The sequence below is a fragment of the Sphingomonas yantingensis genome, assembly GCF_014199325.1.
GTDB lineage: Bacteria > Pseudomonadota > Alphaproteobacteria > Sphingomonadales > Sphingomonadaceae > Sphingomonas > Sphingomonas yantingensis.
In genome coordinates this window covers 380,876-406,272 of the sequence record NZ_JACIJJ010000002.1, presented here as the reverse complement: position 1 = coordinate 406,272, position 25,397 = coordinate 380,876, and the positions used below count along the sequence as shown (strand labels likewise).

Here is a 25,397-nt window from a genome sequence, read left to right as displayed (position 1 = left end):
CCGATTGCGGGGGTGCCGAGTTCTGGCGCCATGCCCGATCGAGATGCCCCGCCCGGAACCGTCATAGCCAGCCGCGCGATCCAGGCCGGCGCAGAGGCGCGGTTCGAGCGTTGGGCCGACGAGCTTCAAGCCGCGGCGCGGGACGCGGCCGGCTATCTCGGCGCGATCCAGCTACGCCAGACGCAGGGGCTCCAGCACCTCGTCTTCCGGTTCGAGCGGGAGACCGATGCACGGGCGTGGCGCGAAGGCGATCGCTTCCGCGCGCTTGCCGCGGCGGCGGACGATTTCTCCGCCGGGCTGGATCAGATGCAGGCCGGCGATCCGGTGCGGTTCGAGGCGCCGAACGACAACGCCGCGGTCGGGTGGAAGCGTTTCGTCACCACCTGGATCGCGGTGTTCCCCGTCCTGCTCGCGATCAGCAGCGTGATGCGCTGGTTGCTCGCCGGCCTGCCCCCCGCGCTCCAGTTGCTTCCGTCGTCGCTGATCCTGACCGCGGTGCTCCAGTGGGTCATCCTGCCGCGACTCCAGCGGTGGAGCCGTTTCTGGCTGTTGCAGGACGGCGACGGCAAGCTTCGGACGAACTGAGCGCGGTGGCCCGGCAGCCGCGATCAGGAACCGCGGGCGATGCCGCCGGGTTCAGCGTGCCGCTCCCCCGAAAGGCCCCGCCCCCGCGATGACGCAGTTGCACGATGATTTCTGGAACTTCCGCGGCGACTTTCGCATCGCGGGTGTCGTCAATGTCGGCACGCACCTGTCGCTGGTGCGACGGCCGGACGGGCGGTTCCTGGTGCTCGACAGCTATGATCTGGAAGGCGAGGACCGCGCCCGGCTGATGTCGCTGACCGACAATGGCGCGGCGATCGATGCGATCGTCAACGTCCATCCGTTCCACACGCTGCACTGCGCCGCGATGCATGCGCTGCTGCCGGGCGTAGCCCTGATCGGCACCGCACGGCACCGGCGACAGGCGCCGGACCTGCCCTGGGCGGAGGGCGTGATAGAGGATGCGGGGACGCAGGCGGGGTTCGCCGACACGCTCGACTTCTCGATCCCGGCGGGTGTCGATTTCGTCTGCCCGGACGACAAGGTGCATGTCGCCTCGGTCGTCGTCCGCCACCGGGCGAGCGGGATCGTCCATGTCGACGACACGATCAACGTCCTGGCGCCGCCGTCGCTCCTGAAGGCCGTGCTGCCTGAGCCGCGCCTGCGCTTCCATCCGATGCTTGCCCGCGCGCTCCAGGCTCGACGCGGCGCGGCGGACGAATATGCCGCGTGGGCGCGCGATCTGGCCGATCGCTGGGCGGACACGCGGATCGTCTGCGCCGCGCATTCGGCGGTCCGGCGTCTCGAGCCGGGCGGCTGGCGCGCGGAGATGCTGGGCGCGCTCGACCATGTCCGCCCTGCGCTCGACCGTCACCGGCGCGCCCACGCCTGATTGTCGCCGCCCGCGCTAGCGAAGCGTCAACCCTGTCGCGCTATGACCGGCCCGAAGGAGGGACCGGTGTACAAGATCGTCGTCGACCGGACGCATTCGCTGATCAGGCTGGACATGGAAGGCATGCTGTCGCCGGCCGAGGCCGACCGGCTCGTCGCCGACCTGATCGCCCGCATCACCGCCGAGCGAATGAGCAGCTACGCGCTCATCATCGACGTCTCGCGCTGCCCGGTGCAGGCGCAGGACATGATCGCGGCGATGCGCGGGCATCTGGGCGGCATGAAGAACGCCCGCGCGGTGGCGGTCGTCGCAGGCTCGATGCTCGTCCGGTTGCAGTTGCAGCGCATCTTCGACCAGCCGTTCACGCGGATCGCGAACAGCTATGACGAAGCGCGCGCCTGGGTTCTGTCGGGGCAGGAGCCGCGCAGACCCCTGCCCTGACGCTCAGCGCGCGATCTCGACGGCCGAGACGATCGCCTTGCCCGTCCGCCCGACGAAGCGCAGGTCGAGGCCCTCGTTGCCCACCGACACCATGAAGCGGCGGGTGATCGCCTTGAGCGGGCCGCCCGCTTCCTTCGCGACGTCGAGACCGGTGATGACGCGCCGCCCGTTCGCGGTCACGTCGAAGCGGCGCTTGCCCGACTCCAGCGACGGTTCGGCAAAGGCCAGCGTCACTGTGTAGCGCCCCCGCGGCAGCGGCACGCGATAGGCGAAGTCGCCCTCGCGGTACGTCTGCGCGACGAGGGCCGCGTCGGTGCCGGTCACGACCTTGGGCGGCGGCGGCTTGCCATAGCCGGTCGAGGCGTTCACGTCGCCCGCTTCCCCGCCGTCGAAGAAATCGTCCGAACCGAAGCTCTTTGCTCCAGCGACGAGCGCGCCGCTGTCGATGCGGATCGTCCGTGCCGCCTCTGGCGAGAGGCGCCATTCGATCCGGTCCTCGGTCACCCCGCCGGCGAAGCGGCCGCGCGCCACGACGCTGTTGCCGCCGTCCGCCAGCGCCACCTTGGACCAGACGCAGATGCGCTGCGGGCAATCCTTCATCGTGCCCAGCGACTTGCCGCCGACGATCAGCTCGGTCTCGGGCGCATTGCTGTACACCCGCACGTCGGCGAACGGATAGGCGCGGTCGACATAGCGGCGACCGTTGATGTGGACCGTCGGCGCGTCCGACCAGTTCGCCTTGTAGAAATACCAGGCGTCCTTGCGGATCGCGCGGTCATAGGTGACCAGCCCCTTGGTATTGATGTCGATCGCATCGCCCTCGCGCCGCCGCGTCGTCGCGAAATCGAACGAGTTCCACAGCCACGTCGCCCACAGATAGGGCTTGCCCGACAGCGTCGCCCAGGCGGTTTCGTGGATGTAGCTTTCATACTCCTCGGGCTGGTTGCGCCCGCGCTGGTCGACATCGCCGCCCAGCACATTGTCGGTATGGATGCTGGTCGCACCGCCCGCGCCATATTCGGTGACCGACAGCGGCTGGTTCGGGCGAGCGGCGCGCAGCGCGTCGAGATGCGGTCCCAGCCCCGAGGGATCGCCATAATACCAGCCGAAATAGCGGTTCGCGCCGCTCACGTCCGCCGCACCCGCGGTGATCGGCACCTCCGCATCGCCGAGCAGCCGCCCCTCGCAACAGGTCGCGATCGCGGTCGGGCGCGTTGGATCCTCCGCCTTGGCGATGCCGTTCAGTTCGGCGAGCAGCGGCATCGGGTCGGGCGCGGGGCCGTCCTTGTTGGTGATGAAGATCGGGATCGACTTGCCGAAATCGACCTCATTGGCGATGCCCCAGGTGACGACCGACGGGTGGTTCATGTTCTGGCGGATCAGCTCGCGCATCTGCTGCGCAGCATCGGCGCGCAGCCCGTCACTCGCCGTCGTCGAGGCACCCATCGTCCAGCGCGACACCAGCGGAATCTCGTCCCAGACGAGCAGGCCATAGCGGTCGGCCAGGTCGTGGATCGGCTGGCCATGCTGATAGTGCGTCAGCCGGATCGAGTTCACGCCCATCTCGCGCATGATCGCCACGTCGCCGGCGATGTCGGCCTCGCTCACCGCCCAGCCCTTGCCCTCGCGATCCTGGTGATAGCCGACGCCGTGCAGGCGCAGCGGCTTGCGATTGAGCAACAGCCCGCGCTCGGGATCGATCCTCACCTCGCGGATGCCGAACGACTGCTCGACCCGGTCGAGGACGCGGCCACCGGAAGCGACCAGCTCCACCGACAGGCGATGGAGATAGGGATCGGCGACGCCGTTCCAGAGGTGCGGGTCGGCCACATCGAGTGTCGCCGACGCCTCGCCGCCGGCCGCTCCTGCCAGCGTCATCGAGCGGCGCTGCTCGGCCTTCACCGCGCCGGCCGCATCGATCAGGCGGACGATCGCCTCGACCCGCACCGGACGTGCCGCATCGTTCCGCGCGCGCCACGTCACGTCGATCGTCGCGCGCCCGCCGGCGATCGAGCGGGTCGTCGCATAGACCCCGCTACCGCCGTGATCGAGCAGGTCGAGATGCACGTCGTCGGTGACGATCAGGCTGACCGGCCGATACAGCCCGCCATGGACGAAGAAATCGCCCGCCAGCGGCAGCACATCGGCAGTCGCGGTACCCACATCTGGCGCGGTGTTGTCGACCTTGACCAGCAGCGTGTTCGCCGCACCGGGCTTCAGCGCCGCGGTAGCGTCGAGGCGGAAGCGCGAAAAGCCGCCCGCGTGGCTGCCCAGCCGTTTGCCGTTCAGCCACACCTCGGCCGTGCGGCTGGCCGCGTCGAACTGAAGATAGACGCGCTTTCGATCGAGGTCGCGCGGGCCGGAGAACGACAATCGGTACCAGCCGACCCCCTGATAGTCGTCGAGCGTCTCCGGCCGGTTCGGGTGAACGCCGGGGTTGGTATAGTGACCGACGCGGTTCCAGCTGTGCGGGACCGAAACCCGCACCCAGTCGGACGAGCCGGTCGCCGGTGCCTCGGCCCCCTTGGCGAACACCCAGCCCTCGCCCAGCACCTGCGTCGAACGGACGTCCTGCGCGGCGGCGGGCGTGGCCGTCACAGCGGCCATGATGGCAAGGGTCGATGCGCGCATTTCCAGGTTATCCTCTGCCGATCGAGTCAGGCTGCCTGACGATGTTTCCATATTGGTAAAGCCAGTTTGCGACGGCGAGCAACCCCAAAATGTCCCAGGCTCTTCTGTGCACTGGCATGCACTTACGGCACGACCATCTACAAATCCAATCGATTATCCACCATCAATTCAATTGGTTTTGCCGATTCAACGCCGGTTGATAAGCCCCCGCCATGAGGCTTGGTCAGGCCTCTTAGAGACCTGCAATCAGGCAAATTACGGAGGGGCGCCATGCGCACGACTTTTGCATCACTGCTGCTGGCGGCCACCATCTTCCACGCGCCCGCGGCGCTTGCGCAGAGCAACGATCAGGCCGCTTCGACAGCGACGCCGAACGGCCAGCAAGCCGACCCCGCGCAAGGGGAAGAGGCGGCGCCCGGCGACATCATCGTCACCGCCCAGCGTCGCAGCGAAAGCTTGCAGCGCGTGCCGGTCAGCCTGACCGCGGTCAGCGGCGACACGATCGCCAACCGCAATCTCAACGACCTGACCCAGGTCGCGCGCGCCGCGCCGACGCTGCAGGTCGGCATCGACAACACCTTCGCCGTCCGCGGCGTCGGCACGCTCAGCTTCGCCGGGACGATCGACAGCAGCGTCGCGCTGGCGATCGACGAGGTGAATCTCGGGCGCCCGCTCCTCAACAGCCCGCTTCTCAACGATCTTCAGCGGGTCGAGGTGCTGAACGGACCGCAAGGGCTCCTGTTCGGCAAGAACGCCTCGGCTGGCCTCCTCAACATCGTCACCACCCGGCCGGCGATCGGCGAATATTCGAGCGTGACGAATATCGAGGCCGCCGCGCGCGAAACCCCCGGCGCCGACCGCAACGCGCCCAGCATCATCGTACGCGAAACCGTCAATATCCCGGTGTCGGCCAATTCGGCGCTGCGGGTGAGCGGGCTCTATTCGTATCAGGAACCGGGGACGACCTATGTCGGGCGCCCCAATCCCGGCACGCGCCACGACCTCAACCTGCGCACCTATTCGATCAAGGGCAAGTATCTGCTCCAGGCGGACGCGCTCGAACTCTACGTCATCGGCGACTATAACGAGAACCACGGCATCGCCGGCATCTTCGACAACACCTATCGCCAGATCGACCCGACCAGCGTCAGCACCGCCGCCATCGCCGCCGAGGGGCTGCGCCCGGCGCCCGACAATCTGAAGTTCGGCGGCGAAGCCAACCAGTTCCGCGACATCACGACCGGCGGCGCACAGGCGCGCGTCGCCTATACGCTGGGCTCGGGGTTCGAGATCAGCAACCTTTTCGCATGGCGCTTCTACGATCAGGACCAGTCGGTCGATGCCGACTATCTGTCGCAGAACGCGTTCAGCCAGAATGCGACCCAGGGGCACTATGACCAGTATTCGAACGAATTCCGCATCGCGCTGCCCGCGGGCAACCGCCTGAGCGGCCAGGTCGGCCTTTATTATTTCAAGTCGGTGCTCGACATCGCGCGTCAGCTCGGCGGCAACAACTATCTGACCGGGGGCGCGGCGAGCGGCTATCCGTTCTGCATCGGCGCGATCGCGGTGCCGGGCGCGCGCCCGCCCGTCTGCGCGGTCAGCAACGTCGCACAGATCGGCGGCGACGCGACCTACCGCCTCAACACGCAAAGCTATGCCGCGTTCGGCCAGCTCACCTACGACCTGACCGACGCGCTCAAGGTGATCGCCGGCGGGCGCGTTACCCGTGACGAAATCGATCTTCGCCTGACGCAGAACCAGCGCAACTATTTCAGCGCGCTGGGCGGCCCGCGCGGCAGCTATAGCTCGGACTACGACAACACCGATTTCAGCTGGAAGCTGGGCGCGCAGTATCAGGCGACGCCGACGATCATGGCGTACGGCTTCTACGGCCGCGGCTACAAGGGACCGGGCTTCAACGACGGCTTCCCGACCGCGACCGCCGACGTGGTGGTGCGCGAGGAGACGTCGAGGACCGCGGAAATCGGCGTAAAATCGTCGTTTCTCGACCGGCTGCTGACCGTCAACGTCTCGGCCTTCCACACCAAGTTCGACAATTTCCAGGTCCAGTCGTTCAACCCGACCACGGTGTCGTTCCAGGTCCAGAATGCCGCCAGCGTGACGTCCAAGGGGATCGAGGCGACGGTCATCCTGGCGCCCGTCACCGGGCTGACGCTGACCGGCTCGGCCTCTGCGCTGCGATCGAAGTTCGACGATTTCCCCGGCGCGCAATGCTATCCGACGCAGGCGACGCGCGGTTGCTCGGCGACGGTATCGACCTTCAACGCCGCCGGCCTGACGCTGCCCGCCGCGCCCGAGTTCACGTCCTCGCTGGAAGTCCTGTATCAGTTCGATGCCGGCGGCGGCGTGCGCCCGTTCGTCCAGGGCGACTGGTATCACCGCTCGTCGATCTTCTACACCGTCAACCAGGCGCCGGGCACCCGCGTCGGCGGGCTGGACGTGTTCGGGGCGAGCATCGGTGCCAAGGTGGGCGGCGTTCGGGTCGCGTTGTTCTGCAAGAACTGCACGAACGAGATCTATCCGACCGCGATCGGCATCGATTCGGGCGACGCCAACGCCCGCAACAACCGTGGACAGGCGACGCCGAAGCTCAGCTATCTCCAGCAGTTCGGGCTCGATTCGGTGCGGACGATCGGCCTCAACCTGGGCTTCGCGTTTTGACCTCGCGCCGCGCGCTGCTGGCCGGCGCCGCGGCGGGGGCCGCGCTGCCGGCGCTCGTGTCGGCACGGGCACCGCGCCGTGCGCCGCCCCCCGGCTTCCTGTGGGGCGCGGCGACGGCGGGGCATCAGGTCGAGGGCGGCAACGTCAACAGCGACAGCTGGGTCGCCGAACATGTGAAGCCCGGTGCCTTTGCCGAGCCATCCGGCGACGCGTGCGACAGCTATCACCGCTATGCGGAGGATATCGCGATCGTGCGGGCGATAGGGCTCAACACCTATCGCTTCGGCATCGAATGGTCGCGGATCGAGCCCGAGCGCGGCGAGATTTCGCGCGCCGCACTGGATCATTATCGCCGGATGATCGACGCCTGCCATGCCGCGGGTCTGCACCCCTTCGTCATTTATTCCCATTTCACCGTGCCGCGCTGGTTCGCGGGGGCGGGCGGGTGGGAGGAGATGGCGAACGTCGATGCGTTCGTGCGCTTCTGCGAAACCGCCACCCGCGCGCTGGGTGACGGGATCGGCCATGCGCTGACATTCAACGAACCCAATATCGCCGCGCAGCTGCGCTGGATGCCGTTTTATCGCCGGATGGCGCCAGGGTTTGCTGCAGCCAATGCCGCCGCCGCCCGCGCGATCGGTGCCGACCGCTTCGTCTCGACCCCCACCTTCGACGTCCGCCGCGCGCTGCCCGTCCAGCTCGAGGCGCATCGCCGCGCGCGGGAAGCGATCAAAAGCGTGCGTCCCGACCTGCCCGTGGGGCTCAGCCTGGCGCTCAACGACGAACAACCCGGCGGTCCCGACAGCGGCGTGAAGGCCAAGATCGCCGAGGTACATCAGCCCTGGTTCGAGGCGGCCCGAGCCGACGACTTCATCGGCGTCCAGACCTATGGCCGCACACTGGTCGGTGCCGATGCCGACCTGCCGCCGCCGCCGGGTACCGAAACGACGCAGACGGGCATGACCTTTTCGCCCGAGGCGCTGGGCGCCACCGTACGGCTCGCCGCGCGGATGACCGGCCGCCCCGTCATCGTCACCGAGAACGGCATCGCGACCGAGGACGACGCCCGCCGCATCGTCTATATCGACCGCGCGCTGTCGGCGCTGCGCGGAGCGATGGCGGAGGGGGTCGACGTGCGCGGCTATATTCACTGGTCGCTGCTCGACAATTTCGAGTGGAACAGCGGCTATCGCCCCAAATTCGGCCTCGTCGCGGTCGACCGCGCGACCTTTCGGCGCACCCCGAAGCCGAGCGCCCGCCATTTCGGCGCGCTCGCAGGCGCATCGAAGGGTCGAGGCCCCGCACCGCGATAGTTACCCACAGATTGCTGCGCCCGCGCGGTGGACAGGCGGGGCCGCGGCTGGATATCAGGCGGCCATGCCGATCATCGCGACCATCATGAACTCGACCACGGGCCAGCCCATCCAGAAGATGTCGTTCGGGCGGATGCCCAAGCCCTGGGCGTCCTTCACGCTCGAAAGCGGCGAACTGGTCAAGGCCGACCGCGTCGACGTGGGCAAGCCTGCGCCGGGCAAGGTCGTCGTCCCCGTCTCGGTCTGGGTGACGCCAAAGGCCTGAGGAAACACCCGCCCCGCCGCCGAAGCGACAGGGCGGGTCCTTCCGTTACTTGGCGGGTGTCGCCGCCGCCGGCTGCGCCGTCCCGTCGCTGACCGCTGCGCCCGCCGGCTCGGCGGCGATACGCGTGCCGTCGGCGTTGAGGCCGAGGTCCTTGAGCAGCGGGCCGACCTGAGGATCGGCACCGTTGAAGGCGCGGAACATCGGCGCGTAATCCTCCGTATGCCCCTTCGACAGGATCATGTCGCGGAAGCGCTGGCCGTTGGCGCGCGTCATCCCGCCATGCTGCTCGAACCAGTTGAACGCATTGGCGCTCAGCATCTTGGTCCAGCTATAGGCGTAATAACCCGCCGAATAGCCATTGCCCCAGATGTGGAGGAAATAGCTCGACCGATAGCGCGGCGGCACGTCGGTCACGTCGAGGCCGGTGGCGGCCAGCGCCTTTGCCTCGAACGCGTCGGGGTCCTGCTTGCCGTCCGCTTCCGAAAGCGAGTGCCAGCTCATGTCCATCTCGGCCGCGGCCAGCGCCTCGCCGAAGGAATAGCCCGAGTTGAACGTCCCCGCCCGCTTGATCTTGTCGACCAGCGCCTGCGGGATCACCGACCCGTCCTTGTAGTTCACGGCATAGTGCGGCAGCACCTTGGGATCGAGCGCCCAATGCTCGTTGAACTGCGACGGGAACTCGACGAAGTCGCGCGCGGTGTTGGTGCCCGACACGCTCGGATAGGTCTGGTTCGCGAACAGGCCGTGCAGCGCGTGGCCGAACTCGTGGAACATCGTCGTCACATCATCGAAGCTGATGAGCGCGGGCTGGCCCGCCGCCGGCTTCGTGAAGTTCGAGACGTTGTAGATGACAGGCTTCGTCCCGATCAGCTTCGACTGATTGACGAAGTTCGACATCCACGCGCCGCCATTCTTGTTGTCGCGCTTCCAGAAGTCGAAATACATGAGGCCGACGGGCGCGCCATTCTCCTCGTTCACCTCGAACACCATCACGTCGGGGTGATAGACGGGAATGTCGGTACGGCGCTTGAAGGTGAGGCCGTAGAGCTGGTTGGCGGCGTAGAACACGCCGTCGGTCAGCACCTTGTTGATCTCGAAATAGGGCTTCAGCTCGTCCTGGTTGAGGTCGTACTTCGCCTTGCGCACCTGCTCTGAATAGAAATCCCAGTCCCACGGCTTGAGCTGGAAATTGCCGCCCGTCGCCTTGATCTGCGCCTGAAGCTCGGCGGCCTCGCGGCGCTGTTCGGCGGCGACCGGCGTGCCGAGCTGCTGCATGAAGCCGAGCGCCGTCTTCGGGTTCTTCGCCATCTGGTCCTGAAGGACGTAATCGGCCCAGGTGGGGAAGCCGAGCAGCTTGGCCTTCTTCGCGCGCAGTGCGGCGATCTCGGCGATCGTCGCGCGGGTATCGTTGGCGTCGCCCTTTACCGCGCGCGTCCAGCTGGCGTTGAACAGCGCCTCGCGCGTCGCGCGGTCCTTGAGTGTCGCGAGTTCCGGCTGCTGCGTCGTGTTCTGGAGCGTCAGGACATATTTGCCGGGCAGGCCGCGCGCCTTGGCCGCATCGGCGGCGGCGGCGATCTCCGCCTCTGACAGGCCGGCGAGCTTGGCCTTGTCGTCGACGACCAGCGCACCGGCTTTTGCTGCCGCCAGCAGCTTCTGCTGGAACGCGGTCTCGAGCGTCGACAGCTCGGCGTTGTACTTGCTCAGCGTCGCCTTGTCGACGGGCGACAGCTTCGCACCGGCACGGACCATGTTGTCGTAGGTGAGCGTCAGCACCTGAAGCTGCTCGGGGTTCAGGCCCAGCGACGTGCGCTTGTCGTAGAGCGTCTTCACCCGCGCGAACAGCGCGGGGTCGAGGTTGATCGCGTCCTGATGCGCGGCGAACTTGGGCGCGAGGTCGGCCTGCGTCTTTTGCAGCGTGTCGTCGGTGTTCGCGCCGACCACGCCGTAAAAGGCAAGCGCCGCACGCTCCAACAGCCGGCCCGACTTCTCCAGCGCGGCGATCGTGTTGTCGAACGTCGGCGCCGAGCGCGCGCGCGTGATCGCGTTGATCTCGGCGCGCTGCGCGGCCATGCCGGCGATCAGCGCGGGGCCGTAATCGGTGCTCTTGATCCGGTCGAAGGGCGGTGCCTGAAGCGGCAGCGTGCTCGCCTGTGCAAAGGGATTGGCGGCGGGCAGGCCCGATGGCGCTTCGGCCGCGCGGGGCGGGGTCTGGGCAAGCGCAGAGGTCGACATCAGCAGGATCGTGGCGGTAGCGGCAAGAACGCGCATGGGAACTCCATCACTGTAACGCGCCGCGTGATGCACCCGCGCGCGGGCGGACGCAATTCGCAGACTCGGGGCGGCGGCGCTATTGCGGATCGAGCGCGATGACGTCGACGGTCGCCACCGGAAACACCTTTGCCCCCGCCAGCGCCGCCGACAGGTCGGTCGCGCGAAACGGCTTGGGCAGGTGGGCAAGGTCGGGCGACAGCGTTGCGACGTCGGCATAGCCCGACACGATCAGCACCCCCATCGCCGGCAGCCGCCCGCGCAGGTGCCGGGCAAGCTCGGTCCCGGTCATGCCGGGCATCAGATGGTCGGAAACGAGCAGGTCGGGCGCCAGCCCTTCCTCGACCAGTGCGATCGCCGCCGCCGCGCCATCGGCCTCGATCACGTCGTAACCGATCTCGCTCAGCATCTGCGCGGCGGCACCGCGCACCGCCTCCTCGTCATCGACCAGCAGCACGCGGCCGAGGATGACGGGGGCGGCCTGCACCGCCGGGGTGTCGGCGACGGTCACGGGCGCGGCGCTGGCGGGGAGCAGCAGCCGCGCGGTGGTGCCCACGCCGGGCGCGCTTTCAAGCTCGAGCGCGCCGCCAAGCTGGCGGGCCAGACCGTGGACCATCGATAGACCAAGGCCGCTGCCGCGCCCCACCCCCTTGGTCGAGAAGAACGGCTCGACCGCCCGCGCCGTCGTCTCGGCATTCATGCCGGTGCCGGTGTCGGCCACCGACAGACAGATATAGCGCCCCGCCGCCGGCCCGCCGGGCGTCGCCGCCACGTCGCGCAGCGACAGCGCGATCTTGAGCTCGCCGCCCTCCGGCATCGCATCGCGCGCGTTCACGGCAAGGTTGAGCAGCGCCATTTCGAGCTGGTTGCGATCCACCACCGCGGGCGGCAGGCCCGTCTCCGCCGCCAGCACCAGCCTCACCTGCGGCCCGAGCGTCGTCGCGAGCAGCGCCGACATGTCGTGCATCATCGCCGCCAGATCGACCGCATCGGGCTGCAAGGGCTGGCGCCGGGCAAAGGCGAGCAGCCGCTGGACCAGCGTGCGCGCCCGCTCCGCCGACTGGATCGCGCCGTCGATCAGGCGAAGGTTGCGCGTGTCCCCCTCCGACTTGCGACGCAGCAGGTCGAGGCCGCCGAGGATCGGGGTGAGAAGGTTGTTGAAATCATGCGCGACGCCGCCGGTCAGCTGGCCCATCGCCTCCATCTTCTGGCTCTGGCGCAGTGCCCCCTCGGTCCGGCGCAGCGCCTCGTCCTTTTCCCGGCTCTCGGTCACGTCGCGGCCCGAGGCATAGATGAGGTCGCCGTCGATCGCGGTCAGCCACGATATCCAGCGGATCGTGCCGTCGGCGGCGAGATAGCGGTTCTCGAACACCGGCACCTGCCCCACGCCGCCCGCCACCGCCGCGCGGGTCAGTTCGGCGTCATCGGGATGCAGGAAGTCGAGATAGCTGCGCCCGACCACCTCGTCCGGCCGGTGGCCGAGGATCGCGGTCCAGGCTGGATTGACGGTGCGGAACACCCCGTCGAGGCCGAGAACCACGAGCAGGTCGCGTGACATCGTCCACACGCGGTCGAGCTCGGCCGTCCGTTCGGCCACGCGCCGCTCCAGCGTCTCGTTGGCGGCGGTGACGGCGGTCAGCAGCCGGGCATTCTCGATCGCCACCGCGGTCTGGGCGGCGAGGCCGACGATCAACGCCTCGTGCCGCGCGGTGAAGACGCCGGGCCGCGGATGCCCGAACAGCAGCCCGCCGAGCACCCGGCCCTGCCCCGACACCACCGGCACCGCGAGGTAGCTTGCGACGTCGGGATGGCCCGGCGGCATCCCATTGAACGGCGCGTTGCCGCCGTATCGCGGATCCCGGGTGATGTCGTCGGACCGGATGACGACGTTGCGGAAGATCGGCTCGAACAAATCGGTCGCGCGCGGGCGGCCGAGGCGCACGAAATCCTCGCGCTCGTGCCCCGCGAGCGTGAACAGGTGCAGCCGCTCGCCGCTTTCGTCCATGACGTTGTGGAAATAGGCGCCGATCGACGCGCCGGTCAGCTCGACCCCGGCATCGGTCACCATCTGCACCAGTCGCTCGACATCATGCTCGGCGGCGAGCGCGGTGTTGATGCGGTTGAGCGCCTCGACCGCGCGCTGGGCGCGGCGTTCCTCGGTCACGTCCTCCGACGCGACGCCGACCGCGACCATGCGCCCGTTCGCGTCGCGGATCGGCATCCAGTGCTGGCGCCAGACGCTGGTGCGGTCGGGACTGCCGCCCGTCGCACCCACCAGCTCGACGCCGCGTACGGCCTCGCCCGCCATCATCCTTGCGAAGATCGTGCGCGCCTGTTCGGCAAGGTCAGGCACGATCTGGTCGATCGTGCGGCCGAGATGCGCGGCGGGCTCGATACCGTTGAGCGCGGCGAGCCGGTCGTTGACCCAAAGATAGCGAAGGTCGAGGTCGAGCATCGCCAGCGCGATCGGCGACGCCTCGTGCATCGCGGCGAGCTGTTCGGCGACCTGCTCCACCGAGAATCCGTTTTCGCCCAACTGAACTGCCGCAACCTTCAACGAATCGCACCTCCCGATCGCCCGCTATACGCGATCGCCCCGGAAAGGCTCCGCGCGAAGCGGACGACTGACCCCAAGTGGCGGGGCGCCGACACGAAAAGGGCCCGCGGACCGATGCCCGCGAGCCCCTGGAAATCGCGATAACCTCGGCGGTCAGAACGGCACGTCGTCGTCCAGATCGTCGGGGAAGCCGCCATAGTCGTTCGAGCGGCCACCGCCCGACCCGCCCGCGCCGCCGCGCGACCCGCCGCCGCTGCGGCCCGACGACTGGCCCGCGAAATCGCCGCCGCCGCCGAAATCGTCACCGCCGCGCGAGCCGGCGCCACCGCCGCCCTGGCCGCCGCCCGGACCGTCGAGCATCGTCAGAACGCTGTTGAACCCCTGCAGGACCACCTCGGTGCTGTACTTGTCCTGGCCGTTCTGGTCCTGCCACTTCCGGGTCTGGAGCTGGCCCTCGATATACACCTTCGATCCCTTGCGCAGGAACCGCTCGGCGACGTTCGCCAGCCCTTCGTTGAAGATCGCGACCGAGTGCCACTCGGTCTTTTCCTTCTTCTCGCCGGTATTGCGGTCCTTCCAGCTTTCCGATGTCGCGATGCGCAGGTTCACGACCTTGCCGCCGTTCGAGAAGCTGCGCGATTCGGGATCGCGGCCAAGGTTGCCGACGAGGATCACCTTGTTCACCGAACCTGCCATGTCTTGTTCCCTTCTTTATCTTAAATTCAACGCGTTCGCGTCGTTTCTCCCCACCAAGACAGTCTGGATAGGCGTCACGCTCGGCCGCAGCTGCTGCGTATATAATGCCCGTTTTCGGCGGCGTCACGCCTTCCGGTCACGACCCGGGATCCCGGCCGCGCACGCCCCCGTAATGTTACGGGTGCGACGGGTTAGGCAATTCTTATCCGTAATGCGTCAGTACCGGATCGTACTCAGCGACAGCGGGAAACGTGGGACGAGGATCGGTATTTGGAACGGCTTCCGGTACAGGTTGCGCAGTTGCTCCATCTGCGTCGGCAGATTCCCCCGCTCTACGCGCTGCTCGCGGTCAATGCTTCCGCGCTTGCCTTTACCCATCGCCATCTTGCGCCCGCGTGGCTGACGATCGGCGTCGCCGGGGTGCTCGTCGCCGCCTGCGTCGTCCGGCTGCTGGCCTGGACGCTGCCGGTCGACCCGGCGCGGCTGACCGTCGAGGCCGCGACCGCGCAGATGCGTCGGACCACGCGGCTTGCCGTCGTCCTTGCCGCGGGGTTCGTCACCTGGGCGCTGAAGCTCGACCAATATGGCGGCCCGTACGAACACGGCCATGTCGCGATGTTCATCGCGGTCACCGTGCTCGGCTGCGTCTTCTGCCTCACCTATCTGCCGCGGGCGGCCGAGCTTGTCTGCGTGCTCGTGATCGGCACCTTCCTCGTCTACTGCCTCATCAAGGGAACGGAGGTGCTGGTCGCGGTGGCGATCAACATCGCGCTGGTCAGCGCGGTCATCATCAAGGTGCTGAACGATTCCTTCTCCTCTTTCCTGAAGCTCGAACAGTCGCAGGCCGAACTGAGCCGGGAGCGGCAGCAGGCCAACCGCCTCAGCGAGCAGAACAAGGTGCTCGCACATACCGACGCGCTGACGGGCCTGCCGAACCGGCGGCTGTTCTTCAGCGAGCTCGACCGGCTGCTCACGGTCGACGGCGCCGGGCTGACGGTCGGCGTCGTCGACCTCGACCGGTTCAAGCCGATCAACGACATCTACGGCCACACGCAGGGCGACCGACTGCTCCAGGCGATCGGGGAGCGGCTGCGCACGCTGGTGTCGCCCGACGTGATGATCGCGCGGCTGGGCGGTGACGAGTTCGGCCTTCTCGTCAGCGGCGGCACCGACCGGGTCGCCGGGATCGCCGAGGCGGTGTGTGCGGCGATCAACGACCCGATCCGGGCGGGCGACACCCGCCTGTCGGTCGGCTGCTCGCTCGGTCTAGCCTCGTTCCCGGAGGGCGGGCGGACCGCCCACGACCTGTTCGACCATGCCGACGCCGCACTCTATCACGCCAAGGAGAACCGGCGCGGCGGCTGGGTGTCGTATACACGCGAACTCGACCAGGTGCTGCAAACGGGCAAGCTGGTCGACGCTGCACTCCAGACCGCCGACCTGACGCAGGAACTGAGCGTCGTCTTCCAGCCGATCTACGCGGCGCGAAGCCTCGACATCGTCGGCTACGAGGCGCTGGCACGGTGGCATTCGCCCCGGATCGGCATGGTGCCCGCCGACATCCTTATCGCCGCGGCCGAGCGGACGGGAATGATGAACCGCCTGACGCTCGAGCTGTTCGACAAGTCGCTGTCGGTGCTGGGCGCGCTGCCGCCGGGCAAGCGGATCAACTTCAACCTGTCGGCGCTCGACCTCGTCAGCGATCCCACGGTCGAGGCGCTGCTGCGAAAGATCGCGCGCGCGAACGTCGACCCGTCGAAGGTCGTCTTCGAGCTGACCGAATCCTCGCTCATCACCGACATGGAGGCCGCGGGCCGATCGCTGCGCCGGTTGCGCGAGGGTGGCTGCATGCTGGCGCTCGACGATTTCGGGACGGGCTATTCGAGCCTGTCGTCGCTGCACCAGCTGCCGTTCCAATATGTGAAGATCGACCGCAGCTTCACCGCCCGCCTGTCGGATGCCGAGGGGCGCAAGCTGATCGGCGCGATCCGCGGCCTGGCGCAGTCGCTGTCGCTGCAATGCGTGCTCGAGGGGATCGAATTGGAGGCCCATCTCCTCGAGGCCGGGCTGATTGGCATCGATTTCGTCCAGGGCTATTATCTCAGCCGCCCGCGCACGTGGGAGGAGATCATCTGCGAAACGCCGCAGTTGCTGGCGGGCTAGCGGCGGCGCGAAACGAGGATGACTTCGCCGCCGCGGCCCGCCAAGATGCCGGCGAACTGCGGAGAGCCGTTGATGGGCGACCTGATAAACCTGAACCGCGCGCGCAAAGCCAAGGCAAAGGCCGCGCGTACCGCGATTGCCGACGCGAACCGCCTCCGCTTCGGCCGGACAAAGGCCGAAAAGGACGCCGCCGCGATCGACAAGGCGCGGGCCGAGCGGCTGCTGACGGGCGCCAAGCGCGAGGAGGCCGAATGAAAGCCGCCCTGCTCGCCGCCGCCTTCTTCGCTGCGCCCGCCTTCGCGCAGACCGCCGCGCCGCCGCCCGCCGCGGCGAGCACCGCCCCCGCCCCGGCCCCGACGCGCTGGCCTGTAAAGGAAGGCAACTATGTCATCCGCGACTTCGCCTTTCAGAGCGGCGGGCGATTGCCCGCGTTGCGGATGCACTACCGCACGCTCGGCAAGCCGCATCGGGACGCCTCGGGTGCGATCGACAATGCGGTGATGGTGCTTCACGGCACCGGCGGCACGGGCGCGCAGTTCCTCCAGCCGCAATTCGCCGACCGGCTCTATGGCCCCGGCCAGCCGCTCGACATCGCCAGATACTGGATCATCCTGCCCGACAATATCGGCCATGGCGAGTCGTCGAAGCCGTCGGACGGGCTGCACATGCGCTTTCCCGCTTATGACTATGACGACATGGTCGATGCACAGGTCGCGCTAATGACCAAGGGGCTGGGCGTCGCGCATCCGCGCCTCGTCTTCGGCACCTCGATGGGCTGCATGCACGGCTTCGTGATGGCGGAGCGGCATCCCGATTTCGCCCGCGCGCTGATGCCGATGGCGTGCGAGCCGGTGGCAATCGCGGGGCTCAACCGGATGTGGCGGCAACTCGCGATCGACGGGATCAAGGCCGATCCGGTCTGGGCGGGCGGCGATTACAAGGCGCAGCCGGCGGCGGGACTGCGCACCGCGGCGAGCCTGTTGTTCGTCGCGGGCGGCGCCCCGCTCTATCTTCAGGCCACCTATCCGACGCGGACGAAGGCAAGTGCCTATGCGCAGGAGCGGGTCGCCGCCTCGATCGCGGGGCTGGATGCCAACGACCTCATCTATCAGCTCGACGCCAGCCGGAACTACGATCCGTGGCCGCGGCTGGAGGCGATCCGCACGCCGATGACGTGGATCAATTCGGCCGACGATTTCATCAACCCGCGCGGGCTGCCTTATCCGGCCGAGGCGCTGAAGCGGATGCCGACCGCAAGGTTCCGGATGATCGCCGAGACACCCGAAACGCGCGGGCACGGCACGCACACCTGGGCGCGGTTCTGGGAAAAGGATCTGGTCGAGCTACTGGCGCGGACGGCTAGCCCAGCCCCGCCGCCACCGCGATCCAGTAGGTGATCCCCGCCGCGACGTACGCCACTGCGAACAGGTAGCCGACCATGAACAGCGGCCATTTCCAGCCATTGGTCTCGCGCCGCGTCACCGCGATCGTCGAGATGCACTGCGGCGCGAACACGAACCACGCGAGGAAGGCGAGCGCGGTGGCGAGGCTCCAGCGCTTCTGAAGCTGCTCGCGGATCGTCGCCTGTCCCTTGTCCCCCTCGGCATCGTCGACGGCATAGACGGTACCGATCGCCGCCACCGCGACCTCGCGCGCGGCCATCGCGGGGATCAGCGCCAGCGCAATGTCGTGGTTGAAGCCGATTGGGCGGACGATCACCTCCAGCCCGCTCGCGATCCGGCCGGCGACTGAATATTCGGTCTGCGGCACACCCGGCGGCGCCTTGGGGAAGCTGAGGAGCGCCCAGAGGATCACGGTGGTGAGGAGGATGATCGTCCCCGCCCGCTTCAGGAACGCCACCGCGCGGCTCCACAGGCCGAGCGCGAAGTCGCGCAGGTTGGGCATCTGGTAGCGCGGCATCTCGAGCATGAAGCCCGAAGACGCCCCCTTCGTCACCGAGCGGCGCAGCGCCAGCGCGGCGACGAACGCCCCCGCGATCCCGGCGATATAGAGCCCGAACAGGACGATCCCCTGAAGCCCCACGCCCGGCAGCACCGCGCGGTCGGGGATGAACGCGCCGATGATGATCGTGTAGACCGGCAGCCGCGCCGAACAGGTCATGAGCGGCGCGATCAGAATCGTCGTCAGCCGGTCCTTTTCATCGTCGATCGTCCGCGTCGCCATGATCCCCGGCACCGCGCAGGCGAAGCTGGACAGCAGCGGGATGAACGCCCGCCCCGACAGCCCGACGCTCGCCATCAGCCGGTCCATCAGGAACGCGGCGCGGACCATGTAGCCCGACGCCTCGAGCAGCAGGATGAAGCCGAACAGGATCAGGATCGGCGGCAGGAACACGATCACCGCACCGACACCGGCGATGATGCCATCCACGATTAGCGAGCGGACGAACCCCTCGGGCAGCGTCGCCGAGACGGCGCTGCTCAGCGCAGCCATACCGTCCTCGATCCAGCCGACCGGCACCGCCGACCAAGCGAAAACCGACTGGAAGATGACGAACAGCAGCGCCAGCAGCACCGCCATCCCCCAGACCGGATGGAGCAACACACCGTCCAGCCGGTGCGCGAGCCGGCGCGAGCGCGTCTCGCTGACCGTCGCGGCGGCGGCGAGCTGGCGCGCCTCGCGCTGGAGCATGGCGATGTCGAGCAGCACCGGCTCGGCGGGCGTGTCGGAGACGTGGCGCAGCGCCTCGACCAGCGCCTCGCGAAGCGCGTCGAGGCCGCGGCGGCGGACCGCGACGGTGGGCACGACGGGCAAGCCCAGCGCCTGCGACAGCCGCTCCGGATCGAGCGTCAGGCCGTCACGCTCGGCGAGGTCGATCATGTTGAGCGCCACGACGATCGGCATCCCCAGCGCCTTCAACTGAAGGACGAAGCGCAGGTGGTTGTCGAGATTGCCCGCGTCGACGACGACGAGCAGCGCGTCGGGCCGCCGCTCGCCCGCCAGCTTTCCGAGCACCACGTCGCGCGTCACGCGCTCGTCGGGGCTCGACGGATCGAGGCTGTAGGTGCCGGGCAGGTCGATGAGTTCGGCCGGGCGCCCGTCGGCAAGCGACAGACGGCCGGTATGCCGCTCGACCGTGACGCCGGGATAGTTGCCCACCTTCTGCCGCGCGCCAGTGAGGGCGTTGAACAGCGCCGACTTGCCGGCATTGGGATTGCCGACCAGCGCGATCAGGGGGGCGGAATGCACTAGGTTGCGGGCGCGACGTGAATCGCGCGCGCCACGTGGCGGCGGATGGCGATGGTCATGCGGCCGATGCGGCAGGCGATCGGCCCGCCGCCAAGCGTCGAGCGGTGCACCATCTCGACCGCCACCCCTTCGTCGAGCCCGAGTTCGCGCAGCCGCCGCGCCTCCGGCAGCGAAAGCGACTGCCAGTCGACCGCCTGCACGACCGCGCGGGCGTCGCGCGACAACTGGACGAGGCTGAGCGTCGGCGAAAGCATTGCGAGCGATTATCAATAGAAGCGCGCGAGCGCCAGCGTTAATTGTACGAACGACGACGACGCCGCCGCCGGGCGAGGCGGGCAGCGGGGCTGGCCTGTCGCGGCCCGACGCCCTATCTTCACTCAATGACCTTCCTCGAACGTCTCTCGCCGCTGCGCGCGTGGCGCGACCTGCGCCTGTTCCTGTCGTACCGGCAGCCCTATGAGCTGATCTTCCTCGCGCTGGCGATCATCGTGACGACGGTCGTCATCGCCGCCTTCTACGTCGATTCGAAGATCGAGAAGCCGTACAAGCCGCCCGAGATCACCTATTTCGAAAGCTGGCCCGCCAACCGGACCGACGCGCAGATCAAAGCGCAGCAGGCGATCGACCAGGCCAAGAAGGAAAAGCTGATGGCCGAGCTCAAAGCCAAGCAGGAAGAGCGAAAGGCCGAATTCAAGCGCCTCAATGACAAGCTGGAGCGCTGGGGCCTTTGACCGACGACGAGCGCTGGATGGGGGCGGCGCTCGCGCTGGCATCGCGCGGCGTCGGGCGCACGTCGCCCAATCCCAGCGTCGGATGCGTGATCGTGAAAGACGGGCGCGTCGTCGGCCGTGGCTGGACCCAGCCCGGCGGTCGTCCCCACGCGGAGGCGATGGCGCTTGCCATGGCGCGCGACGCAGCGAGCGGCGCAACGGCCTATGTAACCCTGGAGCCTTGCGCCCACCGGTCGGTGCGCGGGCCGGCATGCGCCGACCTGCTTGCTGAATCGGGTATCGCCCGCGTGGTCGCCGCCATCCGCGACCCCGATCCGCGCACCGACGGCGCGGGGCTCGCTCGCCTCGCCGCCGCGGGAATCGAGACTTGCTGCAACGTGCGCGCGGCAGAGGCGCGGGATACGATGGCCGGTTTCCTCACCCGCCGGACGCAGGACCGCCCGCATGTCACGCTGAAGCTTGCGCTCTCGCTCGATGGCGGCGTCGCGATGGGCGACGGACGGAGCCAGTGGATTACCGGCGCGGAGGCGCGCGCGCACACGCATCTGGAGCGGAGCCGCCACGACCTGATTCTCGTCGGCGCGGGCACGCTCGCCGCCGACACGCCTCGCCTCGATGTGCGTTTGCTGGGCGTTGAGGATCGTGCGCCGCGGCGCGTCCTGCTCAGCCGCGGTCTGGACGCGCCCGATGGCTGGCTGACGGTCCGCGACCCGGCTTCAATTGCCGAGTTGCCGGGCGACCTGTTGCTGATCGAGGGCGGCGCGGTTGCCGCCGCCGCCTTTCTCGCGGCCGGCCTTGTCGACCGGCTCCTGATCTACCGCGCGCCGATTTTGATCGGGGCGGCGCGGACGCTCGGCGATATCGGGCTTAGGGATTTGGGGCAGGCGCATGGGCGCTGGCGGCTGTCCGACCGGCGGACGCTTGGCGTCGATACGCTTGAGGTGTACGGGCGCGCCTGATGTTTACCGGAATCGTCACCGATGTCGGCCGGATCGAGGCCGTCGAAACGCAGGGCGACCTGCGCGTCATCGTCTCCACCGCCTATGACACTGCCGCGATCGACCTCGGCGCGTCGGTCATGTGCTCGGGCGTCTGCCTGACCGTGGTCGACAAGGCGCCCGGCCGCCTTTCCTTCGACGTGTCGGCCGAAAGCGTGTCGCGCACCGCCGACGGCATGTGGACCGAGGGGCGCGCGCTCAACCTCGAACGCGCGCTGCGGCTGGGCGACGAACTGGGCGGGCATATCGTCACCGGCCATGTCGATGCGGTCGGCACCGTCGCCGCGGTCGTGCCCGAGGGCGGGAGCCTGCGCGTCACGATCCAGGCGCCGCGCGATCTCGCCCCCTATGTGGCGGCCAAGGGTTCGATCACCGTCGACGGCATCTCGCTGACCGTCAATTCGGTCGAGGACACGGCCGACGCCGTCCGCTTCGGCCTGAACATCATCCCTCACACGGCCGAGGTCACGACCTTTGCCGATCTCAAGCCGGGCCGCGCCGTCAATCTCGAGATCGACGTGCTCGCCCGCTACCTCCAGCGCATGGAACAGGCGCGTGCCGCAACCTGAAGTCTCCCGTCTCCGCCACGCTTTCCTCTCCAGCCCCGAGGAGATCATCGACGAGGCGCGCAACGGGCGCATGTTCATCCTCGTCGACGACGAGGATCGGGAGAATGAGGGCGACCTCGTCATCCCGGCTCAGATGGCGACGCCCGCCGCGATCAACTTCATGGCGACGCACGGCCGCGGCCTGATCTGTCTCGCCATGACCAAGGCGCGGACCGATCAACTCGGCCTGCCGCTGATGAGTGCGGCCAACGGCACCCGGCACCAGACCGCCTTCACCGTCTCGATCGAGGCGGTGAAGGGCGTGACGACCGGCATTTCCGCCGCCGACCGCGCACGCACCATCTCGGTCGCGATCGACGCGTCGAAGGGGCCGGAGGAAATCACCACCCCCGGCCACGTCTTCCCGCTGGTCGCGCGTGAGGGCGGCGTGCTGGTCCGCGCCGGCCATACCGAGGCGGCGGTGGACGTGTCGCGGCTCGCCGGGCTCAACCCCTCGGGCGTCATCTGCGAGATCATGAAGGAGGACGGGACGATGGCCCGCCTCGACGACCTCGTCTCCTTTGCGCAGTTCCACAACCTCAAGATCGGCACGATCCGCGACCTGATCGCCTATCGCCGCCGCTACGACCATCTGGTCGAGAAGCGCGCGGAGACCCGCTTCGACAGCGCCTGGGGCGGCGAGTGGCGGGCGATCACCTATTGGAATCGCGCGCAGGGGACCGAGCAGATCGCGCTGGTCAAGGGCCGGATCGACCCGACCAAGCCCACCCTCGTCCGTATGCACGCGCTTTCTCCCCTGCCCGACCTGTTCGGCGAGGCGGGGCAGCGCGGCTCGCTTCTCCGCCGCTCGATGGAGATCATCGGCGAAGAGGGCGCGGGCGTCATCGTCGTCATCAACAAGCCGCGCAGCGACGCCTTCACCACCGCGCTGATGGCGCGCGAGGGCAAGCTCGCGCCCGCGGACATGGACGAACTGCGCGACTATGGCGTAGGCGCGATGATCCTGACCGAACTCGGCGTCGAGGAGATGACGCTCCTCACCAACACCCACCACACGCTCGTCGGGCTCGAGGGCTATGGCCTGTCGATCGTCGGCGAGCGGCCGATCACCCTGGAAGAGGACGCCGCCTGATGGGCAAGCTGTTGATCGTCGAGGCGCGCTTCTACGACCATTTGAACGACATGCTGATCGCGGGCGCCCGCGCCGCGATCAAGGCCGCGGGCCACACGTCGGAGACGGTGACGGTGCCCGGCGCGCTCGAGATTCCCGCCGCGATCGCGCTTGCCGATCAGAGCGGGCTCTATGACGGCTATGTCGCGATCGGCGTCGTCATCCGCGGCGAAACCTATCATTTCGAGATCGTCGCGGGCGAGAGCGCGCGCGGCATCCTGGCCATGACGATGGACGGCCTCGCCATCGGCAACGGCATCCTGACGACCGAGAACGAGGAACAGGCGATCGTCCGCGCCGACCCGGCCCAAAAGGACAAGGGCGGCGAGGCGGCGAAGGCCGCGCTCGCGCTGATGGCACTGCGCGAACGCTTCGCGTGACGACTGGGCCGGTCCTCTTCACCGACCGGCTCCTCCTTCGCCTGCCGGAACCGCAGGACCTCGACAGTTGGGCCGAGATGGCCGCCGATCCCGAGACGATGCGATTCCTCGGCGGGGCGCGCGGGCGGGAGGAGGCGTGGCGCGACTTTGCGCTGCGCCGCGGTGCATGGGACGTGCGGGGCTTCTCGATGTTCTCGGTGATCGAGCGCGCGACCGGCGCCTGGGTCGGCCGGATCGGCCCGTGGCAGCCCGAGGGGTGGCCGGGGACCGAAGTCGGCTGGGGCGTCCACCCCGCCTTTGCCAGGCGCGGTTACGCGCATGAGGCGGCGTTCGCCTGCATCGACTTCGCATTCGACCTGCTCGGCTGGGACGATGTGATCCACACGATCGCGCCCGAAAACACCCGCTCGATCGCGCTCGCCGAGCGGCTGGGATCGCGCGATCGCGGGCCGGTCGCGCTGCCCCCGCCGCTTGACGATCTGGCCGTCCACGCCTGGGGCCAGACGGCGGCCGAGTGGCGCGCCCGCCGCCGCTGACAAACTTTGCGACAAACGCGTCGTTGCGCACTGCGGCGAAAGCGGCGACATGGTCCAAAGTCCGTTGGAACCCAAATCGTTGATGGTCCGTTCCGGTCGGCGTTTCACCGCAGCATGCTGCGGTGCCCTGTCATGCCTGCAATCTTCGGAAGGCCCGCCTTGCGACCCGTCCTAGCGCTCCTGCTCCCCGTCGTGCTGATGATCGCCGCCTGCTCGGGGGGCGGCAAGGATCAGGAAAAGGCGAAGGGCAAGGGGCCGAGCGGCCCGCCCGAAGTCGGCTATGTCGTGATGAAGAGCGAGGCGGTGCCGCTCGTCAACGAACTCGCCGGTCGCACCGCGGCGTATGAGACGAGCGAAGTGCGGCCGCAGGTGTCCGGCGTCATCCAAGCACGGTTGTTCACCGAGGGCAGCGTCGTTCGCAAGGGCCAGACGCTCTATCGCATCGACCCCCGCCTCTACCGGGCCGCGGTGAACGAGGCGGCGGCGAACGTCGCCAATGCAGAGGCGAACCGCGTCGCGACCACCGCCAAGGCGGAGCGGTTCCGCCCGCTGGCCGAGATCGAGGCCGTCGCCAAGCAGGATTACACCGACGCCGTCGCCGCCGCGCGCCAGGCCGCGGCGCAGGTGCAGCAGGGCCGCGCCCAGCTCGACACCGCGCGCATCAATCTTCGCTTCACCGACGTGCCCGCGCCGATCACCGGGCGCATCGGCCGCAGCCTGTTCACGACCGGCGCGCTGGTCACCGCGAACCAGGCCGATCCGCTGGCGATGATCCAGCGGCTCGACCCGATCTTCGTCGATATACAGCAAAGCTCGACCGAGCTGCTCCAGCTTCGCCGCGCGCTCGCGACCGACGGCGTGATCCCGTCGACCGCCGAAGTGCGGCTCAGCCTTGAGGACGGCAGCGACTATGGTCAGGTCGGGACGCTCCAGTTCGCCGAGGCGATGGTCGATGCCACCACCGGCGCCGTCACGCTGCGCGCGCGATTCCCCAATCCGCAGGGCATCCTCCTGCCCGGCATGTATGTCCGCGCCCGCTTCAGCCAGGCGACGGCCGAGGAGGCAATCCTCGTGCCGCAGGCGGGCGTCGCCCGCGACGCGCGCGGCAACGCCACCGTCTTCGTCATCGGCGCGGACAACAAGGCGGTGCAACGCAAGGTGCGCGCGACGCGAACGATCGGCGACAAGTGGCTGGTCACCGCGGGGCTCCGAGCCGGCGAGAAGGTGATTACCGAGGGGCTGGCGAACGTGAAGCCCGGCACCGCGGTGCGCCCGGTCCCCGCCGGCTCGCCGCCCCGCCAGCAGCCCAAGCCCAGCGGCGACGCCGCCAAGAGCGGGCGCTAACCCC

General features: G+C 68.4%; 22 protein-coding genes. 16 read left to right on the top strand and 6 right to left on the bottom strand.

Annotated features, from left to right (window positions below; translation table 11 throughout):
- Positions 1-30 precede the first annotated feature (30 nt).
- The 3 genes from FHR19_RS08130 (at position 31) to FHR19_RS08120 (ending at position 1,876) form a co-directional block, all read left to right on the top strand.
- Positions 31-585 carry a putative antibiotic biosynthesis monooxygenase gene (locus FHR19_RS08130; RefSeq protein ID WP_184026797.1) on the top strand — a complete coding sequence of 185 codons (555 nt, stop codon included), beginning with the start codon at positions 31-33 and terminating at the stop codon, positions 583-585.
- An 88-nt stretch (positions 586-673) separates the two neighbouring features.
- Positions 674-1,435, top strand: a complete 762-nt coding sequence (locus FHR19_RS08125; RefSeq protein ID WP_184026794.1) for a hypothetical protein — start codon at positions 674-676, stop codon at positions 1,433-1,435.
- 66 nt (positions 1,436-1,501) lie between these two features.
- Positions 1,502-1,876: a hypothetical protein gene (locus FHR19_RS08120; protein ID WP_184026792.1), complete on the top strand. Its 375-nt coding sequence runs from the start codon at positions 1,502-1,504 to the stop codon at positions 1,874-1,876.
- A 3-nt stretch (positions 1,877-1,879) separates the two neighbouring features.
- Here FHR19_RS08120 and FHR19_RS08115 read toward each other — a convergent pair whose 3' ends face one another.
- Positions 1,880-4,483, bottom strand: coding sequence for a glycoside hydrolase family 2 TIM barrel-domain containing protein (locus FHR19_RS08115; RefSeq protein ID WP_246359402.1), 2,604 nt, complete (start codon positions 4,481-4,483; stop codon positions 1,880-1,882).
- A 294-nt stretch (positions 4,484-4,777) separates the two neighbouring features.
- Between FHR19_RS08115 and FHR19_RS17670 the strand changes: the two genes are divergently transcribed.
- From FHR19_RS17670 to FHR19_RS08105, 3 genes are all read left to right on the top strand, one after another.
- Positions 4,778-7,192: a TonB-dependent receptor gene (locus FHR19_RS17670; protein WP_246359401.1), complete on the top strand. Its 2,415-nt coding sequence runs from the start codon at positions 4,778-4,780 to the stop codon at positions 7,190-7,192.
- Complete coding sequence (locus FHR19_RS08110; RefSeq protein WP_246359400.1) at positions 7,189-8,505, top strand: glycoside hydrolase family 1 protein; 1,317 nt, start codon at positions 7,189-7,191, stop codon at positions 8,503-8,505. The genes FHR19_RS17670 and FHR19_RS08110 overlap by 4 nt, the downstream gene beginning before the upstream one ends.
- Positions 8,506-8,569: 64 nt before the next feature.
- On the top strand, positions 8,570-8,770 hold the full coding sequence (locus FHR19_RS08105) for a hypothetical protein (RefSeq protein ID WP_184026785.1): 201 nt from the start codon (positions 8,570-8,572) through the stop codon (positions 8,768-8,770).
- Between the two features lie 45 nt (positions 8,771-8,815).
- Here the strand turns inward: FHR19_RS08105 and FHR19_RS08100 are convergent, their stop codons facing one another.
- The 3 genes from FHR19_RS08100 to ssb form a co-directional block, all read right to left on the bottom strand.
- Positions 8,816-11,038, bottom strand: coding sequence for a M3 family metallopeptidase (locus tag FHR19_RS08100; RefSeq protein WP_184026782.1), 2,223 nt, complete (start codon positions 11,036-11,038; stop codon positions 8,816-8,818).
- Between the two features lie 79 nt (positions 11,039-11,117).
- Complete coding sequence (locus FHR19_RS08095) at positions 11,118-13,553, bottom strand: GAF domain-containing hybrid sensor histidine kinase/response regulator (protein ID WP_343053211.1); 2,436 nt, start codon at positions 13,551-13,553, stop codon at positions 11,118-11,120.
- Positions 13,554-13,748: 195 nt separating this feature from the next.
- Positions 13,749-14,291 (bottom strand): single-stranded DNA-binding protein, encoded by a 543-nt coding sequence (gene ssb, locus FHR19_RS08090; RefSeq protein WP_184026779.1) that lies wholly within the window; start codon positions 14,289-14,291, stop codon positions 13,749-13,751.
- 270 nt (positions 14,292-14,561) lie between these two features.
- Here ssb and FHR19_RS08085 point away from each other — a divergent pair, with 270 nt between their 5' ends.
- The 3 genes from FHR19_RS08085 to FHR19_RS08075 all read left to right on the top strand — a co-directional run bounded on the left by FHR19_RS08085 (position 14,562) and on the right by FHR19_RS08075 (position 17,851).
- A complete protein-coding gene (locus FHR19_RS08085; RefSeq protein WP_184026777.1) occupies positions 14,562-16,454 on the top strand; it encodes a putative bifunctional diguanylate cyclase/phosphodiesterase in 1,893 nt (630 codons plus the stop codon).
- Between the two features lie 72 nt (positions 16,455-16,526).
- Complete coding sequence (locus FHR19_RS08080) at positions 16,527-16,709, top strand: DUF4169 family protein (protein ID WP_184026775.1); 183 nt, start codon at positions 16,527-16,529, stop codon at positions 16,707-16,709.
- On the top strand, positions 16,706-17,851 hold the full coding sequence (locus tag FHR19_RS08075; protein ID WP_184026773.1) for an alpha/beta fold hydrolase: 1,146 nt from the start codon (positions 16,706-16,708) through the stop codon (positions 17,849-17,851). The genes FHR19_RS08080 and FHR19_RS08075 overlap by 4 nt, the downstream gene beginning before the upstream one ends.
- Here FHR19_RS08075 and feoB read toward each other — a convergent pair.
- Positions 17,814-19,664: a FeoB small GTPase domain-containing protein gene (gene feoB, locus FHR19_RS08070; RefSeq protein WP_184026771.1), complete on the bottom strand. Its 1,851-nt coding sequence runs from the start codon at positions 19,662-19,664 to the stop codon at positions 17,814-17,816. The genes FHR19_RS08075 and feoB overlap by 38 nt on opposite strands.
- Positions 19,664-19,918 (bottom strand): FeoA family protein, encoded by a 255-nt coding sequence (locus tag FHR19_RS08065; RefSeq protein WP_184026769.1) that lies wholly within the window; start codon positions 19,916-19,918, stop codon positions 19,664-19,666. Before FHR19_RS08065 ends, feoB begins: the two co-directional genes overlap by 1 nt.
- Before the next feature lie 126 nt (positions 19,919-20,044).
- Between FHR19_RS08065 and FHR19_RS08060 the strand changes: the two genes are divergently transcribed.
- The 7 genes from FHR19_RS08060 (at position 20,045) to FHR19_RS08030 (ending at position 25,393) form a co-directional block, all read left to right on the top strand.
- Positions 20,045-20,395: a hypothetical protein gene (locus tag FHR19_RS08060; protein ID WP_184026767.1), complete on the top strand. Its 351-nt coding sequence runs from the start codon at positions 20,045-20,047 to the stop codon at positions 20,393-20,395.
- Positions 20,392-21,354, top strand: coding sequence for a bifunctional diaminohydroxyphosphoribosylaminopyrimidine deaminase/5-amino-6-(5-phosphoribosylamino)uracil reductase RibD (gene ribD / locus FHR19_RS08055; RefSeq protein WP_281375660.1), 963 nt, complete (start codon positions 20,392-20,394; stop codon positions 21,352-21,354). Before FHR19_RS08060 ends, ribD begins: the two co-directional genes overlap by 4 nt.
- The gene (locus FHR19_RS08050; protein ID WP_184026765.1) at positions 21,354-21,962 is read left to right on the top strand and encodes a riboflavin synthase; all 609 of its coding nucleotides are present in this window, start codon (positions 21,354-21,356) and stop codon (positions 21,960-21,962) included. Before ribD ends, FHR19_RS08050 begins: the two co-directional genes overlap by 1 nt.
- Positions 21,949-23,094 carry a 3,4-dihydroxy-2-butanone-4-phosphate synthase gene (gene ribB, locus FHR19_RS08045; protein ID WP_184026761.1) on the top strand — a complete coding sequence of 382 codons (1,146 nt, stop codon included), beginning with the start codon at positions 21,949-21,951 and terminating at the stop codon, positions 23,092-23,094. Before FHR19_RS08050 ends, ribB begins: the two co-directional genes overlap by 14 nt.
- Positions 23,094-23,513: a 6,7-dimethyl-8-ribityllumazine synthase gene (gene ribH, locus FHR19_RS08040; protein WP_184026759.1), complete on the top strand. Its 420-nt coding sequence runs from the start codon at positions 23,094-23,096 to the stop codon at positions 23,511-23,513. The genes ribB and ribH overlap by 1 nt, the downstream gene beginning before the upstream one ends.
- The gene (locus FHR19_RS08035; RefSeq protein ID WP_184026757.1) at positions 23,510-24,049 is read left to right on the top strand and encodes a GNAT family N-acetyltransferase; all 540 of its coding nucleotides are present in this window, start codon (positions 23,510-23,512) and stop codon (positions 24,047-24,049) included. The genes ribH and FHR19_RS08035 overlap by 4 nt, the downstream gene beginning before the upstream one ends.
- A gap of 132 nt (positions 24,050-24,181) precedes the next feature.
- On the top strand, positions 24,182-25,393 hold the full coding sequence (locus FHR19_RS08030; RefSeq protein ID WP_184026755.1) for an efflux RND transporter periplasmic adaptor subunit: 1,212 nt from the start codon (positions 24,182-24,184) through the stop codon (positions 25,391-25,393).
- The last annotated feature ends 4 nt before the right edge of the window (positions 25,394-25,397 follow it).

Excerpts from the sequence above, each read along its gene's own strand:
- FHR19_RS08060 (WP_184026767.1), top strand. The coding sequence starts at position 20,045 with ATGACCTTCCTCGAACGTCTCTCGCCGCTGCGCGCGTGGCGCGACCTG.
- FHR19_RS08100 (WP_184026782.1), bottom strand. The coding sequence starts at position 11,038 with ATGCGCGTTCTTGCCGCTACCGCCACGATCCTGCTGATGTCGACCTCT.
- FHR19_RS08105 (WP_184026785.1), top strand. The coding sequence starts at position 8,570 with ATGCCGATCATCGCGACCATCATGAACTCGACCACGGGCCAGCCCATC.
- FHR19_RS08080 (WP_184026775.1), top strand. The coding sequence starts at position 16,527 with ATGGGCGACCTGATAAACCTGAACCGCGCGCGCAAAGCCAAGGCAAAG.
- FHR19_RS08075 (WP_184026773.1), top strand. The coding sequence starts at position 16,706 with ATGAAAGCCGCCCTGCTCGCCGCCGCCTTCTTCGCTGCGCCCGCCTTC.
- FHR19_RS17670 (WP_246359401.1), top strand. The coding sequence starts at position 4,778 with ATGCGCACGACTTTTGCATCACTGCTGCTGGCGGCCACCATCTTCCAC.
- ssb (WP_184026779.1), bottom strand. The coding sequence starts at position 14,291 with ATGGCAGGTTCGGTGAACAAGGTGATCCTCGTCGGCAACCTTGGCCGC.
- FHR19_RS08115 (WP_246359402.1), bottom strand. The coding sequence starts at position 4,483 with ATGGCCGCTGTGACGGCCACGCCCGCCGCCGCGCAGGACGTCCGTTCG.
- FHR19_RS08050 (WP_184026765.1), top strand. The coding sequence starts at position 21,354 with ATGTTTACCGGAATCGTCACCGATGTCGGCCGGATCGAGGCCGTCGAA.
- ribH (WP_184026759.1), top strand. The coding sequence starts at position 23,094 with ATGGGCAAGCTGTTGATCGTCGAGGCGCGCTTCTACGACCATTTGAAC.
- FHR19_RS08065 (WP_184026769.1), bottom strand. The coding sequence starts at position 19,918 with ATGCTTTCGCCGACGCTCAGCCTCGTCCAGTTGTCGCGCGACGCCCGC.
- FHR19_RS08130 (WP_184026797.1), top strand. The coding sequence starts at position 31 with ATGCCCGATCGAGATGCCCCGCCCGGAACCGTCATAGCCAGCCGCGCG.
- FHR19_RS08125 (WP_184026794.1), top strand. The coding sequence starts at position 674 with ATGACGCAGTTGCACGATGATTTCTGGAACTTCCGCGGCGACTTTCGC.
- FHR19_RS08030 (WP_184026755.1), top strand. The coding sequence starts at position 24,182 with ATGCCTGCAATCTTCGGAAGGCCCGCCTTGCGACCCGTCCTAGCGCTC.